10 protein-coding genes are annotated in these 13,910 nt (G+C 35.7%); 6 read left to right on the forward strand and 4 right to left on the reverse strand.

Annotated features, from left to right (window positions below; all coding sequences use genetic code 11):
* Positions 1-158: 158 nt before the first annotated feature.
* From FFR48_RS18340 to FFR48_RS18350, 3 genes are all read left to right on the forward strand, one after another.
* Positions 159-350, forward strand: coding sequence for a DUF433 domain-containing protein (locus tag FFR48_RS18340; RefSeq protein ID WP_096568119.1), 192 nt, complete (start codon positions 159-161; stop codon positions 348-350).
* A gap of 118 nt (positions 351-468) precedes the next feature.
* Positions 469-1,632 (forward strand): AAA family ATPase, encoded by a 1,164-nt coding sequence (locus FFR48_RS18345; RefSeq protein WP_096568118.1) that lies wholly within the window; start codon positions 469-471, stop codon positions 1,630-1,632.
* Between the two features lie 2 nt (positions 1,633-1,634).
* Positions 1,635-2,285 carry a DUF3226 domain-containing protein gene (locus FFR48_RS18350; RefSeq protein ID WP_096568116.1) on the forward strand — a complete coding sequence of 217 codons (651 nt, stop codon included), beginning with the start codon at positions 1,635-1,637 and terminating at the stop codon, positions 2,283-2,285.
* A gap of 98 nt (positions 2,286-2,383) precedes the next feature.
* Here the strand turns inward: FFR48_RS18350 and FFR48_RS18355 are convergent, their stop codons facing one another.
* Positions 2,384-2,692, reverse strand: coding sequence for a hypothetical protein (locus tag FFR48_RS18355; protein ID WP_096568114.1), 309 nt, complete (start codon positions 2,690-2,692; stop codon positions 2,384-2,386).
* A 317-nt stretch (positions 2,693-3,009) separates the two neighbouring features.
* On the opposite strand from FFR48_RS18355, the gene FFR48_RS18360 reads away from it, so the two are divergent.
* Positions 3,010-3,840, forward strand: a complete 831-nt coding sequence (locus tag FFR48_RS18360) for a 3'-5' exonuclease (RefSeq protein ID WP_137668366.1) — start codon at positions 3,010-3,012, stop codon at positions 3,838-3,840.
* Positions 3,841-3,941: 101 nt separating this feature from the next.
* On the opposite strand, the gene FFR48_RS18365 is transcribed toward FFR48_RS18360, so the two are convergent.
* From FFR48_RS18365 to gnd, 3 genes are all read right to left on the reverse strand, one after another.
* A complete protein-coding gene (locus FFR48_RS18365; RefSeq protein WP_137668367.1) occupies positions 3,942-7,091 on the reverse strand; it encodes an Hsp70 family protein in 3,150 nt (1,049 codons plus the stop codon).
* A 277-nt stretch (positions 7,092-7,368) separates the two neighbouring features.
* Entirely contained in the window at positions 7,369-8,577 is a 1,209-nt protein-coding gene (locus tag FFR48_RS18370; RefSeq protein ID WP_137668368.1) for a hypothetical protein, read from the reverse strand.
* Positions 8,578-9,518: 941 nt separating this feature from the next.
* A complete protein-coding gene (gene gnd / locus FFR48_RS18375; RefSeq protein ID WP_096568110.1) occupies positions 9,519-10,949 on the reverse strand; it encodes an NADP-dependent phosphogluconate dehydrogenase in 1,431 nt (476 codons plus the stop codon).
* Between the two features lie 248 nt (positions 10,950-11,197).
* Here gnd and FFR48_RS18380 point away from each other — a divergent pair, with 248 nt between their 5' ends.
* Together FFR48_RS18380 and FFR48_RS18385 are read left to right on the forward strand one after the other, a co-directional pair.
* A complete protein-coding gene (locus FFR48_RS18380; RefSeq protein WP_137668369.1) occupies positions 11,198-12,043 on the forward strand; it encodes a Ycf66 family protein in 846 nt (281 codons plus the stop codon).
* A 275-nt stretch (positions 12,044-12,318) separates the two neighbouring features.
* Positions 12,319-13,683, forward strand: a complete 1,365-nt coding sequence (locus tag FFR48_RS18385; RefSeq protein WP_137668370.1) for an NAD(P)/FAD-dependent oxidoreductase — start codon at positions 12,319-12,321, stop codon at positions 13,681-13,683.
* Positions 13,684-13,910: the final 227 nt, after the last annotated feature.

Here is a 13,910-nt window from a genome sequence, read left to right on the forward strand (position 1 = left end):
ACTGCACCCTATAAATATCTGCTTAATAACTGTATACTATTCTCAATAAGCACCAGATTTTTTCAGAGGGTCTATCACCTCAAACCTTTTCCCTATCTTGGTTTCAACTTGCTTGTCGCCCCCTCAAATTCTGAACTCTTGTTTAACAGGCAAGATGCCTGTTCCACTTATACAAATTAAATGCACAACAGCTTAAACCCTGCATCCGAGGAATGTGCATGACCGTTGGTACTATCGTTGGTTTAATGGCATCTGGGCACAGTTTAAATGACATTATCAAAGCTTATCCCTACTTGGAAGAAGCCGATATTTATGAAGCATTGTTCTATGCGGCTTTGCGGGATCAATAAAATGATATAGAACTTTCACTAAACTTTCCATTTATATGGTCAACTTATTTAATAAGTCAGGGATTTGATATATAATCAACTTAGTCATTATTTCTCTATTATCTTCATATTAAAAACTATGCTCAAAAGTATAAAAATAGAGAACTTTCGCTGCTTTAAATCTTTTGAACTTCAACAACTAGGTAGAATTAATCTGCTAGTGGGTGAAAACAATAGCGGTAAAACGTCTATATTAGAAGCTATTCAGCTTTTATGTTCACGAACTAATCTTGAACCACTCGGTGAAATAATGATTAACCGTGGTGAGTATTTTTGGAGTGATGATCCAAGAGAAGAGCGTGAACTTGATGTCTGTCATTTATTTTATGACCATCAATTTGATATTGATAGTCAATTTTCTATTTCAGGAATTAACGACGATGTTAAAGAAGAGTTTTCTGTCAATATAGGAAGTATAAAGTTACATATTGATGCTGATTTAGAGGAGTTAGAAGAGTTAGACGAAGAAAAAAAAAGAGAACTTATTGAAGAATTATCAAGTAATTTCAAAAGCCTAAACTTCCGAGTAATTTGGAATAGAGAAAATGAAGCTAAAGAAATTGTAAATATGCCTCTGTTAGATAATAATTGCTTATCCTTGAGACTGATTAAACGTTCTAGCCGAGACAAAAAAAATCAATTGAATAAGACAATATTTGTCAATGCTTCCTCTCTAAATACTACAAATATGAAAGAATTATTTGAGGAAGTTGTATTAACTCCTGAAGAAGAACTAGCAACAGAAGCATTGAAAATAATTGATCCAAAAATTGAACGTATTGCTACAGCAAATGTCCAAAAAACTAATAAGATAGCGAGATTACGTCCTGCGGTTGCTGACTCACATACTGGTTTTTTTGTCCGTCTTAGTGATAAAAAACAGCGTGTACCAATTGGAAGTATGGGTGATGGTGTGTGGCGAATATTAGGACTTGCATTAGCTATAGTATCAGCTAAAGATGGTTATTTATTTGTAGATGAAATAGATACCGGACTTCATTTTACTACAATGTCCGGTATGTGGAAAATGATTTGGGAAACAGCTAAAAGACTAAATGTACAAGTTTTTGCAACTACACATAATAGCGATTGCTGGAAAAGTTTAGCCCAAATTGCACAACAAGAAAATGTCACTGATGATGGTATTAGGATTCATAGAATTGAGAAAGATAAATCAAAAAGTATAGTTTTCAATGAATCTCAAATGGTCATTGCTGCGGAAAGAGAATTGGAGGTACGTTAGCAATGGCAAAAAATGATAAACCTAAAAAATTATTAGTTGAAGGTCAAGATGATTTACGAGTGATACCAGAATTAATTGAAAAAAATGGGATTTTCTGGGGTAATAAGAAAGAAGAAGCAATTATATCAATTCAAGAATGTGGAGGTTATGAAAATATTACTTCTGATCTCATATACACAGAATTGCAAACTAGAGGACGCACACATTTAGGTTTAATGGTAGATGCTGATGATGATGCGTTTTTACGTTGGCAAAGTATCAGAAATGCTTGTTTACCAAATATTCCTAATCTTCCTGAAGCTATACCGGAAAATGGGTTAATTATTAATACACCAGATAATCAAAAATTTGGTGTTTGGATTATGCCAAATAATATTATAGAAGGAATGTTAGAAACATTTTTAGGTTATATGATTCCCGAACAGGGAGAATATCTTTGGGAATATGCACAGGAAGTAGTCAGAGAAGCAAAAAATAAAGGTGCAACATTTAAAGAATCTTATATTGATAAAGCAGAAATTTACACCTGGTTAGCATGGCAAAATGAACCAGGGAGACAAATACATCAAGCTATAAAGTATAATATTTTAAATCCCAACAATCCTAAAGTGCAGGGGTTTATCAATTGGTTTAAAGAGTTATATGATTTGTGATTAAAAATATCCCCAACTTTTTAAAGGAGTCAGGGATCTAAAAATACATATTTAAAAGTCACTAATTTAAAATTCACTAATTTAAAATTCACTAAAAATTAAGATTCCTGTTCAGGAGGACGATTTTGCAAAATATCAAGAATCCGCCGATTTTCAGTTTGCAAACCCCGCACATCCATCTGTATTTCTCTAATCTCAGACTGCATCTGCATCATATCAGAACGCATATCTCTAATTTCCAAGACCAAAGTATCAAAGTTACGCTGCATAGTTTCAAAATTACGCTGAATCGTATCAAAATTACGCTGATGATGAGTAGCAGTTTCCAATAAAGCACTTACCGCTAATCGCATATCAATAAGCTGATTTTCCATTTTATCCATCCTTGCTTTATCTTCATTACTCATATTTTTAAAACTTCACAACCTGGTAAAGTATGATCTTGATTATAACGGAATGTGATATAATTATTTTCTAATTAGTTTCCTAGAACACCGATTCATTAATCGTAAGGGCGAATAACCGTAAGGGCGAAGCATTCAGACAGAATATGAACTGGTTTCAGCGATAGGTTATCACCCGAATGCTTCGCCCCTACAAGGTAAAAACAGATTACCTAGCATTACTGAATCGACGTTCTAGTGGGAGTGCAAATTGCGTATAATCTATTTGTCAAATTACACACCAATTATTACACACCAATTATATAGAATCCCAAATCCTTATGAAACTTAACTTATTAAAACCACTGGCGTTTATTGATTTAGAAACCACAGGAGTAGATATAATCAAAGATAGAATTGTACAAATTGCTATCCTCAAAGTATTTCCCGATGGAAGGGAAGAACTGAAAAACCAGATAATTAATCCCACAATTCCTATTCCTCCTACTGTTTCATTAGTACATGGAATTTATGATGAAGATGTAAAAGATGCGCCGACATTTTCAGAAATTGCTGTTGACTATTTAAATTTCCTTGATGATAGTGACTTAGCTGGTTTTAATTCCAATAAATTTGATATTCCTCTGCTGGTAGAAGAATTTTTACGTGCAGGACTTTGTTTAAAATTATCAGGGAGAAATTTAGTAGATGTGCAAACTATCTTTCACATCATGGAACGACGCAATTTAAGAGCAGCTTATAGGTTTTATTGTGGTCAAGATTTAGAGGGAGCGCATAATGCAGCAATTGATATTTGTGCTACCTATCAAGTTTTTAAAGCACAAATTGAACGTTATGAAAATGTAGAATATAGTAATGATGGTTCTCCTGTTCCTGTACCAATTACTAATGATATTAAAGTTTTAAGTCAGTTGACTACATTTAATTTTTTAGATCCTAGTAATAAATTGATTTATGATGAACAGAAGCAAGCTATTTTGTTTAACTTTGGTAAATATAAAGGTCAAAGTTTGTTAGAAGTTTTTTCCAAAGATCCTGGTTATTACGACTGGATGATGAACAAAGGAGATTTTTCATTATCTACTAAGAAAGTTTTGAAAAGAGCTTGGAAAGCGATGCATAATTCAGACAATAGGAAACATATCTCTTGAGGGAATACCTTTATTTATACCCTGGGAAAATAGTGACTTTGAGAAATTTAGTCCCTTTTTCCCAAGATATTCGGGGGTATAAAAAGCAAACTTTATTGAGATTATGTTTTATTTACCAATTCTAAAAAACGTTTTATTTCCTTTTCATCTTCCTCCGTAACTGTTTCGATATTCGTCATTTTCTCTATCAGATCCAAATATTTATCAAATTTCTTCTTAATTTGTTTAAAAACTTCCATTTTACTTTGACAAGGTAGATATATTTTTCCTAATGATGAAATATCATTGACAATTCTCTCATGTAATAAATGTCCTTTAAGATGCCACAACAAACATTGACTCAAACAAACTAAAGCATCAATAGCAACCTGTGGTTCAGTGATGCGATTTTTTAGCTGATCTAAAACAAAAGATGCTACTTTTTCCACATCATTTATTGTAGCTCGCCATTCTGGTGGTTGACCAAGACTGATAATTCTTGCTAAAGCCCAAAAAGCCTTTTGACGTAAAGCTAAATGTTGATTAGCTTGAATAATAGACTGTAATCTAGTGATATTTCTGCTAGAAGGTTCAGCACAAATGCCAAAAGAGTTAAGTAAATAAACAGCGCGGGCTTGGTTTGATATTTCTGAGAATTGTTGGTAAATTAACTCGCCAAAATCTGACCACAAAAGTTTACCAGGAGTATGGGCGATCGCTGAATAGAGTTCATCATTAGATAGCAATTGAGATAACCCAGACTCAAATTTTCGCAAAATCCAACTATGATATCTTTGCTCTAATTCTCTAGTTTGAAAGTCAGCAGCATCAGAAGGTAGAGCTTGAATAATATTGGATAAAGCCCTGACTGCCAATGTTTGCCTTGTTTTTTGTAAGTCAGTATTATTATTTCCTATTTCCAACCATTGCAACAAACTTTGAACAATTGATAGACGATTTGCAGCTTTAAGAGTTTGCTTTTCTAGGTCATTTATTTGATCATAAACATTCCCACCTGGATTTTGAGAAAGGCTTAATGACACTCTACCCCATTGAGTAAATTGTACCTGAATACTAGGATCTATCTCAATACCAATACGTGCGCGGAGAATATCAGGTATGAATCTATCTATATCTATACCATTTCCCCCTGTGCTACCAGAAGGAGGATTTGTTTCTGGATCGTTTTGGGGTTCATCTTCAACTACTAACTGAAAGCGACAATCTAGACGATCTCGATGTACAAGTGTCAACCATAATCGCTCATCAAATGTATATTCAACTTCCAGATTTAAATAGTCTCCAGGTTGAATATTAGCAGCCCTAATTTCATTGGCATGTACACAACGGATACGTTGTAAAGTTGTATTTTGGTTTGGTTTTGAACCTTCACCCACCCAAACTTTAAATTCAATCAAACCTCTTTCCTCTGGTAAACGAAATCCATTCAAAGTTGTTCGATAAGGATATTTTTGACCATGAGGAATTAATAATTCCAGTTTTGATTCTTGACTATTGGGATCTTGTACTTCCAGCCAAATACTTGTAGGATTAATATTTTCACCTTTGATTGTCCCAGAAGCGTAAAGTGCCGCACCACGAGCAACAGCTAAATCTGGATTTCCTTGTGATAAAATCAGAGTTCCTGGTAAAAGTCTTTCTAAACGTTCCCGAATTAAGGGAAAATAAGTCATCCCCCCATTGAGCAAAATAGCATCTACTTTTGGTACACTTCCTAACCGATCTTTCGCTTTTAATAGCACATCCAAAACAGGAACAACAAAAGTATCACGCCGATCTGTAAATGGAGATTCATCAAAAGCTGTTTTTGGATCTAATTTTTTAATTAGCTCAGGTTTAATATCTAAACACAAAAGGTCTTTCAATGCCTCTTGCATCTGCCGATAGTTCATCTTATAGAATATGGAAAAATTACCATCTAAAGCAATATAATCAAATGGCAAGCTAAACTCTTCTTTATCTGGATAAGAAAGATATTCTGCCCCCCAAACTTGCTTAAATTTCTCGGCATAAATTCTTAATTCATGCCAGAGTTTTTTCTGATCAGGTGCAGATAATTTCTGAATTTTGCTATTTTTAGCAAATAAATAATCCACAATTCTTTCATCAACCTGATCACCACCAACTCTGGTGCGAGATCCAATAGCAATATCATCAATTAAAAACTGAGAAATCTGACTATTCCATTCCACTTTATGTAAGGAAGTATCTAATGTTCCTCCTCCTAAGTCATAGACAAGAATATTTAAAGGGCGACTGGTATCTAAATCAGCAAAAATATCTCCATGTAGAAATCCATGCAGAAAATCATATAAAGCAGCTTTTGGTTCTGGTAATAAGACAATATCATCTTCTTTCCAACCAGCTAATTTAGCTGCTTCTCTTGTTGCTTTGATCGCATCAGGTTCATAAGATGCAGGATGAGTAATTACTACACCACCCCCCAGATCAACTTGAAAGTCAAGTAACTTCTTACGACAAAATTTTAAAACTTCGCTGGCTGCTTGTTCTGGTTTAATTTTACCAATAGTCAATTCATATTCAAAAGGTTTACCATCTTTGAGAGTACCAATATCATGTTTCCAAGCCAAAATTGTTTGATCTCTAAAAGCATAGTATTGACTACGGACGTGCTTACCAATTTCTGAATTATCTAATTTAGAAAACCGCACAGAAGAAGGAATCAATTGTGTTTGTTGTAATGCACCATTTTCACCTCTCACAGAAACACCAATAGCATTGACTGCTAATTTTTGTATTAGTGCTTGCTTTGCCTGTGCTATCACTGTATTAGTAGTTCCTAAATCAATACCCAAATAGGTAGGTTTTAGGACATTAGTCAGAAATTCAATATAGTCTGCGGTTTCTCGCAGTCTATTTCCAATCTGGTTATTACCAATAGCTACAGTTTTAATTCCCTTTTTTTTCAAAGATGCAAATAAATTTGCATAGTCATTATCATTGCTAACTACAGCAATGATTTTAATATTTAAACGAGAATTATTAATTAATTCTTCCGCAGTACGGAAAATTAAATTATCAACTTCTTGACGAACAATATCAACTCCTGGAGTTAATTCAAAGCGGTATTCTAAAGCACGTAATCTACTACCATAGACGGCTCGTAACGCTGGGGTGTTGGAAAATGCCCGCCGTTCTTTGATATTGCCATACTGTCTACAAATATCTTCTATTTCTTGCAGTTCGGGTCTAATATTATCAAGATCAAGTAAGATAGCTACATTAGACATCTTTTTTTCTCCCTTGTATTTATGGGTAATTTGGTGATTGAAAATCTGTATATGTTCTAGAAGTTCCAGAATTATATGTTATGGAAGCAAGCCAGGAAATAAATTCCCTGTCTGATAGCTAAAGTCGGTTAAAACCGACTAGAACGTTGACAGTAGGGGCGAAGCATTCGGACAGAATATCAATTGGTTTCAGCGATAGGTTATCACCCGAATGCTTCGCCCTTACGATTAATGAATCCGTGTTCTAGATTTTAGGATATTGAAGATAAAATTTCCTTTATTGATCGCTATTTAACTCTCTAACTTTTGCTGGTGTGATGACTGTTTCTCCTACTTTCCATCCTGGTTGAGTACACTCTACTTGTTTAATTTCCTCCTCATTAGCAAAAGGATTTCCTTCGATATAGGCATATTCTGAAAGCTGATTTTGAGAAATTTGTAATTTACCTTTTAAGGATTTAGGATAACTTTCAATTCCTAATTCCTGAAATATTTTCATCAGGTTACGGAGGATAATAAAAACAGTCAAAGCTTGATCAGAATCAAGTTCAGGTTCTCCAGTTTCTTCAACTTGTGATTCTAATAAACTAATCATCTGCTGTATTTGATTTAAAGCAGGTTGTCTACCATTTTGCAGAGCATTAGCAATTGCAATTACAGCTTCTTGACGTGCTTGGTTACGAGTTTTTTCTAACTGCTCCTCCAGTGCTAATTTTTCTTGTTGTAAAATATTAATTTGAGTTCTCAAGTCTCTCTCAATTTGATCCTTCTCTTGATCCTTAAATTGAGCATAGTCATCTTTTATGTCAGCACGGGTTAATCGAAAACGCCTCATCAAAGACATGCTAAACTCTTCAATTTTAATATTTAGACCGGCGGCAATTATTTGCTGAAAAGCTTTTGATGCTGCAAACATTGGTTTAGCATCTTCAGAAACTAATTCTGGTAGTTGGGCAATAATAAAATAAGTTTTATCTTGATTGTTATGAAAGTAATCTATCGCTTCATTCAGTTGAGTCTTACGATTAATTCTCTCAGCATCTATCTTGCCATCTACAAAACCATATTTATCGTGATTAAGTATAACTTGAATAGCTGTCTGTGATGCTTGATAAACTTCCTGGGGGGTGAGTCTTTTATATCTGGAAATCTCCTGATAAAATTCATCTGCTTCCGCTTTTTCTGATTGGGGAATTATACTTAATATTTCACCCCAAGACTCTTGATGATGTTCGATCAAGATGCGAATAGCGTTTTGGATGATTTTCGCTTTCTGTGCCAATTCTTCATGAGGTCGGGGTGTAAAATCTTTATATTTTTCTTCTATAAATAATAAAAATTGTCCCCAAGGATTCTTTTCTAAAGTTTCTAGATCAAATGCTTCCTTTAAAGAGCGAAAATTGCTTTTATCCCCTTTTTTCTTGGGACGTTCAAATACAGTCTCTTCTTGACGTTTGATTATGGGTTTGGGAGTTGGATTATTCATCGTATTAATGTGATCTTGACTGTGAAATTATTTGCTCTTTCATGATTGGGAATACTGCAAGATATGATTTATCCTGTTTTCGCCAATGGTCTTTTATAGCTGTAGACAGAGTAGTTAGGACATCAATTTATTATCATTAGACATCTCCGTTAATTAAATCTGCATCACCTGAAATCCTTGTAGGGACAATTCATGAATTGTCCCTACCATTATTTTCGGAGAGGTCTATTATTATCAAACTTTGACCACAAGAGGTTTTTACTCCTGACTCCTGACTCCTGACTCCTGACTCCTGACTCCTGCTATAACTGATATGTGTTTTATTGCTTGATGTCGCAATTCACCTATCTAATGTCATGATAATCACATTTCACCATAATTGCAAGCACATCATAGCTGATTCTTGAGGTAATTTTTTAGTTGCTTTTTAAGTTTATTTCAGTAAAAACCGAAGTGTTGATTGCTGCAATCTAGTTATAAATACTGTCCAATTTGTTTAATTGTGTTTTTTAAATTTAAGTAAATTTACAATTTATCAAGCTTAAAGATTAAAAATATATTGATTTTTTGGCTTAGTAATCATTTCCGACAGTAGCAATCAGAGGAAATACTAAGTAATTCCTAAATTTTGCGTTGAATTTATATCAGTAATTTTACGTTAATTTAATTTGCTTATTATTTGATTATCATTAATAAATTTTTATAAACTATCCAGAAAATTGTTATTCAGTTCGTTAGCATTCAATCTATAAATGATGTGCATTCTACTATTTCCTAATTTGTGATTATTTTATTAGATTAGAAAATCTTTATTTAGAGGCGATCGCTTGCAGTAGCAATAACCCAGTAATTAACTTATTATACATCATACTCAATACAAATCTAACAACTAAGGGCGGTTTTACCGCCCCTAACATCAATCGTAACTAAATAAAAACAACTTACTTCTTAGCTTCAGCAATGGGAACCCACTCAGTATGGAAAGTTCCTTCCTTATCAATACGTTTGTAAGTATGAGCGCCGAAGTAGTCCCGTTGTGCTTGAGTCAAGTTTTGAGGTAAACGAGCGCGACGGTAGCTATCGAAATAATCGAGAGAAGCACTAAAAGCAGGAACAGGAATTCCCATTTTAGCAGCAGTAACAATTATTTCCCGCCAAGCAGCTTGTCTATCCAGAATTGTTTGCTTAAATTCAGGTGCTAACAATAAGTTAGGTAATGCTGGATTTTCGTCAAATGCTTTCTTAATCTTATTCAAGAAACCAGCGCGAATAATACAACCACCTTTCCAAATTCGAGCCATTTCACCCAAATTCAGACCCCAATTATAGGCTTGAGAAGCGGTAGAAATTAACGCCATACCTTGAGCATAAGAGCAGATTTTGGAACAATAAAGTGCATCCCGCACCATGTTCACAAAAGTTCTTGTATCTTTAAAGATTGTGGGAGCAGGACCAGTTAATTGTTGAGATGCGGCAATCCGTTCTTCTCTAATAGAAGAGAGAATCCGGGAATTAACAGCAGCAGTAATTGTAGGAATAGCAACGCCTAATTCCAAAGCAGTTTGTACTGTCCAACGACCAGTTCCTTTTTGTCCCGCAGCGTCAACAATTAAATCAACCAAAGGTATCTTGGTTTCTGGATCAACGTAGGGGAAAATATTCGCGGTAATCTCAATCAAAAATGAATTGAGTTCGTCGGTTTTATTCCACTCTGCAAATACTTGATGTAGCTGTGCAGCATTCAAACCACCGACATTTTTCAGCAAATCGTAGGCTTCTGCAATTAACTGCATATCGCCGTACTCAATGCCGTTGTGAACCATTTTTACATAGTGACCAGATCCACCAGGTCCAATATAGGTTACACAGGGACCATCATCAACTTGTGCAGCGATTCTGTTGAAAATGGGGGATAGATACTCATAGGAACTTTTTGTACCACCGGGCATGAGAGAAGGACCATTTAACGCGCCTTCTTCACCACCACTCACACCCATACCGATATAGCGTAAACCAGTGGGTTCTAATTCTTGAGTGCGTCTTTCGGTATCTTCAAACCAAGAGTTACCACCATCAATAATGATGTCACCTTCTTGCAGTAAGGGTTTAAGCTGTTGAATTACCGCATCAACAGGTTTACCAGCTTGCACCATGACTAAGATTTTGCGGGGACGTTCTAATGAAGCGACAAATTCTTCCAGGGTATAAGCTGCTTTAACATTCCGTCCTCCAGCGCGGTTGGCCATGAAGGCATCGGTTTTTTCACGAGAGCGGTTGTAAACTGCAATTGGGAAGCCATTACGCTCAACGTTTAGAGCGATATTTTCGCCCATAACGGCTAATCCAATCACACCAAAGCTTTGTAGTGTCATAGTTCAAATGTTTTTTGGGTTTGGCTAACTCTTGCAGATGCTTTCATCTTTAAGGGTAATCCGAGATTTTGGCTTCACTCCTAAAGAAGACATTAAGAGTTGAGGTAAATGGCAAAAATCACAAAAATCACATCTAACACCAAGAATTGGTTTTGATTTGTATCTGAGTCAACAATTCAATGACAAATCAATAACAAAATTCGCAAAATGGAAATATGGCACATGATAACCTTGAAGGAGTTAAAAAAATGCTCGCCTATATCCTAGCGTTAGTAGTGGGAATTGGCAGTGTAGCTATTTACATAGCTGCTTTCTTTTTCCCGGAAATTCACCGCAAGAATGATTTTATCTGGAGTGGTGTAGGTTTATTTTACGCTTTGGTGTTATGGATTTTTGCATCACGCATTACTGGGGGTTTATTACTGGGTCATATAGCTAGTGTGGCGCTTTTGGTGTGGTTTGGTTGGCAAACTCTTTCTCTGCGTCGTCAACTTACACCAGAGGTACAACAAACGCCTATTCCCAGTCCTGAGTTAGTTAAAGTGAGTATTCAAGAACAGGTATCTAAGTTTTCTTTACAGGAAAAGCTGGGACAGTTATCATCGTTAATTGCTAATGTTTTTAGTGGTGTTAAAGGTAAGGTACAACAAGTAGGGAATAAACAACCAGTAGCACCTCCAGAAAAACCTGTTGTGACAATTGTTGATCAGACTACTCTTGTTGCAGAACAACCAAGCCAAACAACATCTCCAATGGAAGCGGTAACTGTTCCTGCATCTGAAACGGCTACACCAACAGCAGAAGTCAGTCAAACCGAAGTGGTAACTGTTCCTGCATCTGAAACGGCTACACCAACAGCAGAAGTCAGTGAGGAAGTTAGTCAAACTGAAACCAAAACTGAAGCCAAAATTGAAACTGTTTCAGAAGTAACACATCCAACTCCTCCGACTCCTGAGTTAGTCGCACAAGCGCAAGAGGAAACCGAGGAAAAACCACCTATTTCTGTTGAGGAAGTCGCCCCAGATGCTGTACTTGCTCCCCCAGCAGAAGCACCACCGGAAAAATTACCACCCAGTGAAGGAATTGGTAGTTAGGTATTGGCAGGGAGTGGGGACTGGGGAAGAAAATTTTAGATTTTAGATTTTAGATTTTAGATTGGACTTAACAAAAACAATCCAAAATCCAAAATCCAAAATCCAAAATAAAAAACTCCTGAATACTGAATACTGAATTATTACAAATTTAGTTACTTTAACTACTTTTATTATTTTGTCAAGTGTTTTCTAAGAAACGGCAAACTATCTTATAACTTTGTTACATATTTGTTAAGAAAAGTTACACGCTTCTTAACAAAAGGGAATATTTTCTTATGGTTGTTTCACTTGAAAAGAATAAACAACATGAGGTTGTCATCATTGGTGGTGGTTTTGGTGGACTGTATGCGGCAAAATCTCTTGCTAATAGAAATGTAAAGGTTACTCTCATTGATAAACGGAACTTTCACTTATTTCAGCCTCTTTTATATCAAGTTGCCACTGGTACGTTATCACCTGCTGATATTTCTTCTCCTTTGCGTGCTGTTCTCAGAAAAAGTAAAAATACAAAAGTTTTGCTGGGAGAAGTAAATAATATTGATCCGAAGACACAAAAGGTATTTGTGGGTGATAAAATCGTACCTTATGATACTTTAATTGTGGCTACAGGTGCTAACCATTCTTATTTTGGGAAAGATAATTGGAAAGACTTAGCTCCTGGTTTGAAAACTGTAGAAGATGCGATAGAAATGCGTCGGCGGATTTTTTCTGCATTTGAAGCAGCAGAAAATGAAACTGATTCTGAAAAACGCCGTGCTTTGTTGACTTTTGTGATTGTGGGTGGTGGTCCTACTGGGGTAGAATTAGCGGGTGCGATCGCTGAGTTGGCATATAAAACCCTGCAAGAAGATTTCCGCAATATCGACACTTCAGAAGCGAAAATTTTATTATTGCAAGGTGGCGATCGCATTCTTCCTCATATTTCACCAGAATTATCGCAATCAGCAACAGAATCTTTACAAAAATTGGGTGTGATGGTTCAAACCCAAACCAGGGTGACAAATATTGAAAATGATGTTGTTACTTTCAAACAAGGTGATAAAGTACAACAAGTTAGCGCCAAAACTGTATTATGGGCGGCAGGTGTTGAAGCTTCTGGAATGGCGAAAGTTTTAGCAGATCGTACTGGTGTAGAATGCGATCGCTCTGGTAGAGTAGTTGTAGAACCAGACTTGACTGTTAAAGGTTACAAAAACATTTTTGTGATTGGAGATTTAGCTAATTTCTCCCATCAAACTGGTAAACCTTTACCCGGTGTTGCACCTGTAGCTAAACAACAAGGAGAATATGTTGCTGGGTTGATTTTACTACGGCTTCATGGTCATACTTTGCCACCATTTCATTACACCGATGTTGGTAGTTTAGCAATGATTGGGCAAAATTTAGCGGTAGTAGATTTAGGTTTTCTGAAACTTACAGGTTTTATTGCTTGGGTATTTTGGCTAGTAATTCACATCTATTTCTTAATTGAGTTTGATACTAAGATGGTAGTGGTAATTCAGTGGGCATGGAATTATATTACTCGTAATCGTCGTTCTCGATTGATTACAGGTAAGGAAGCTTTCTTAGGACCACAACCTATTAACAATTCTCATCCTTATCAGGCGACAGAAACCGTCAAACAGCCAGTTAAGGTTTAGGTTTTTTTGTAGTTATTACCAGTACCTTGAAGCCGATAGAGAAACCCGTCATTAATCTCAACACTTGATCTATTAGTGTGAGACTTATGGCGGGTTTAAGTAGGGTTTGCTGAATAAACCTAAAACCTTGATATATCAAAGGTTAGAGGCTGATAAACAGGAAAAAAGTGCAAGGGTTTTGAAGGGTATACCGGAAAAAGTGTGCATTTTTTGGGATTTCAAGAGAT

It is taken from the genome of Sphaerospermopsis reniformis, from assembly GCF_005402885.1.
In the GTDB taxonomy this organism is placed as follows: domain Bacteria; phylum Cyanobacteriota; class Cyanobacteriia; order Cyanobacteriales; family Nostocaceae; genus Sphaerospermopsis; species Sphaerospermopsis kisseleviana.

Bases quoted from the DNA above. Each gene is read 5' to 3' on its own strand.
- FFR48_RS18345 (WP_096568118.1), top strand. From the start codon at position 469: ATGCTCAAAAGTATAAAAATAGAGAACTTTCGCTGCTTTAAATCTTTT.
- FFR48_RS18350 (WP_096568116.1), top strand. From the start codon at position 1,635: ATGGCAAAAAATGATAAACCTAAAAAATTATTAGTTGAAGGTCAAGAT.
- FFR48_RS18355 (WP_096568114.1), bottom strand. From the start codon at position 2,692: ATGAGTAATGAAGATAAAGCAAGGATGGATAAAATGGAAAATCAGCTT.
- FFR48_RS18360 (WP_137668366.1), top strand. From the start codon at position 3,010: ATGAAACTTAACTTATTAAAACCACTGGCGTTTATTGATTTAGAAACC.
- FFR48_RS18365 (WP_137668367.1), bottom strand. From the start codon at position 7,091: ATGTCTAATGTAGCTATCTTACTTGATCTTGATAATATTAGACCCGAA.
- FFR48_RS18370 (WP_137668368.1), bottom strand. From the start codon at position 8,577: ATGAATAATCCAACTCCCAAACCCATAATCAAACGTCAAGAAGAGACT.
- gnd (WP_096568110.1), bottom strand. From the start codon at position 10,949: ATGACACTACAAAGCTTTGGTGTGATTGGATTAGCCGTTATGGGCGAA.
- FFR48_RS18380 (WP_137668369.1), top strand. From the start codon at position 11,198: ATGCTCGCCTATATCCTAGCGTTAGTAGTGGGAATTGGCAGTGTAGCT.
- FFR48_RS18385 (WP_137668370.1), top strand. From the start codon at position 12,319: ATGGTTGTTTCACTTGAAAAGAATAAACAACATGAGGTTGTCATCATT.